This is a genomic window from Mesorhizobium sp. M2A.F.Ca.ET.037.01.1.1 (assembly GCF_003998075.1).
Lineage (GTDB): Bacteria > Pseudomonadota > Alphaproteobacteria > Rhizobiales > Rhizobiaceae > Mesorhizobium.
The window spans coordinates 1-2084 of record NZ_RZSA01001072.1 but is presented as its reverse complement, the minus strand read 5'-3'; the positions used below and the strand labels follow the sequence as shown (position 1 = coordinate 2084).

At 61.9% G+C, this 2084-nt stretch carries 3 protein-coding genes and 1 pseudogene; 1 reads left to right on the top strand and 3 read right to left on the bottom strand.

The window, feature by feature from the left end:
- A partial coding sequence (locus EOA27_RS41695) for a hypothetical protein (protein WP_210214194.1) occupies positions 1-243 on the bottom strand: 243 nt, incomplete at its 3' end.
- A gap of 93 nt (positions 244-336) precedes the next feature.
- On the opposite strand from EOA27_RS41695, the gene EOA27_RS33500 reads away from it, so the two are divergent.
- Entirely contained in the window at positions 337-513 is a 177-nt protein-coding gene (locus EOA27_RS33500; RefSeq protein ID WP_126060673.1) for a hypothetical protein, read from the top strand.
- Between the two features lie 25 nt (positions 514-538).
- Here EOA27_RS33500 and EOA27_RS33495 read toward each other — a convergent pair.
- Positions 539-1683: pseudogene (locus EOA27_RS33495) on the bottom strand (GGDEF domain-containing protein).
- A gap of 108 nt (positions 1684-1791) precedes the next feature.
- Positions 1792-2084, bottom strand: a 293-nt coding sequence (locus EOA27_RS33490) for a hypothetical protein (protein WP_245491246.1), incomplete at its 5' end; no start/stop codon positions are given.

The window sequence follows — 2084 nt, the reverse complement described above, 5'->3', positions numbered from 1 at the left end:
GTGCTGCTCTACAGAATAGGGTTCTTTGCGCAGCGCCATTCCAAATTCCGCACCATCAGTAACGCTTCCAAGTAACGGCATGGATCCTCGGGTCTTCGCTCCGTTTCGCTCGCTACGCCCAAAGATGACTAAGTGTTCGACGGCTCTGGTGCGCTCAATACTCCATGCTAGTCTTTTCTTGGCCTTGGTGAGTCGGCCGCTTTCCGTACCAGTCGCGCGAATGAGGGGGGAAGGCGCGGACACCGCCCGCAAGTTCCACGCAAGCAAGTCTGCTTAGCTTTCCCCGCAGTGATTGTCGGTCAATGCGTCCAAAAAGACTCTTGCCAGGGGATGGCGATGGAACGTTTTGTCGAGGACTATCAGAAGCGGCGCCTCACGGAGCGCGTCGATATCATGACCGCGATCAACATCCTGATGTCGCAAGGCTATGACGAGGATGATCTGCTCGGCGAAATGACCAAGGTTTTTTATGTCGACCTTGACGCCTTCAACGACGTGATTGCTCACCACTGAGAGTGAGCAGGAGGCCCCGAAAAGGTCATCCGGCGAGGCGGAAGTCCAGGACGCGATTGCGGCCGGCGCGCTTGGCGGCGTAGAGCGCCTTGTCGGCGGCGCTGAGCACTTTGTCGAAGCTCATGCCGTCCGTGCTGCCGAAGGCGAAGCCGGCGCTGACCGTGCAGCACAGCGGGCCGGTTTCGGTCTCAACCGTGCGCACGGCGAACGCGGCCCTGACACGTTCGGCCGTTGCTCCAGCCACCTCGGTTAAAATGCGCCTCAACACCATGGCAAATTCCTCACCGCCCATGCGGGCGACGGAGTCGTTCGGGCGCAGATCGGCGCAAAGCACTTCGGCAAAGACCCTCAGCACCTCGTCGCCGGCGGCATGGCCGAACTGGTCGTTGATCGCCTTGAAGCCATCGAGGTCGAACACGACCACAGCGGTGAAGGCGTTGACCGGCGTCTTGCCGTGCAGGTCGAACAGAGCGCGGCGGTTGAGCAGGCCGGTCAAGGCATCGGTTTGCGCCTCGCGCTGATGGTGGCGGGCGAGCCGACCCTGGTTGAGCGCCAGCGACAATGCGCCGATGCCGGTCATGGAAGCGATGACGATGACGAGGCTCAGGTCCTCCGCCCAGTTGCTTGGCGCGTGACCGAGAACCAGTTTGCCATCCCACGCCAGCACGGCCGCGCACAGCACGAAGGATGCCGCGGTCAGTGAATAGAGCAGCGACACGCCGATGAGATGGACGGGCGCCTCCGCGCGGCCCCGCCAATATTCATACGCCGTGCCGAACAGAAGCAGCGCGGCCAGAGCGTTCTCCAGCATGAAGCCCAGGCCGTCATAGCCGAGCGCCATGGGCGGCAGCGCCAGGGCACAGGAAATGCCGACGCCGAGCGCGATAAGCGGCAAGGGCGAGCGCCTGGTCCTGAACTGATGGGCAGCACCGAGCATGACCGAGAAGCCCAGCAGCAGCACCGCCAGCGTCAGCACGCCAAGGGCCGTTCCTGGCGCCTTGATATAGGCGTCGTAGGCAAAGACTTCGCACACCACGACCAGAACGCTGACTGCCCATGTCAAAAGGAATTTGTCGGAACGGGCGGCCATCCAGGTTCCGACAGGGTGAGGCTGAGGCAAGCGGCGGAGAAGCCGACGGCCAGAAGCAGTGAGTTGTAGTCGAGCAGCATGCGCGTCCTTGCCGGCGCCAGGCTTCTCCAACCTGACGTAGGTCCATTAATGGAGCAAGGAAGTATCGATTACGTTACGATCGCCGCAAAGATGCGAGGATTCCTGCGTTACAGGATCATTACCGACAATAGCAGGACAAAGCCAATTGCCATCATCGCCAGACCCGGCCAATTCTGCGACAGGCCGAGGAAACCGAGCCGACGGCGCCGCGGCTCCAATGTCGGGCCCGATGTTGCCAGGTTCGGCGCCGGACGGGGTGCTGGATCACTTAGTCGTCCGCGCCTCAGAGTGGCGGCCGCCATGTACACGACGCCTGCAACGGTAAGCAAGGCACCGACGATGACGATCATCTTTCCTCGCTCCTTTCCGACGCTGCGGGACTTCGCAAGCGATTCGCGAG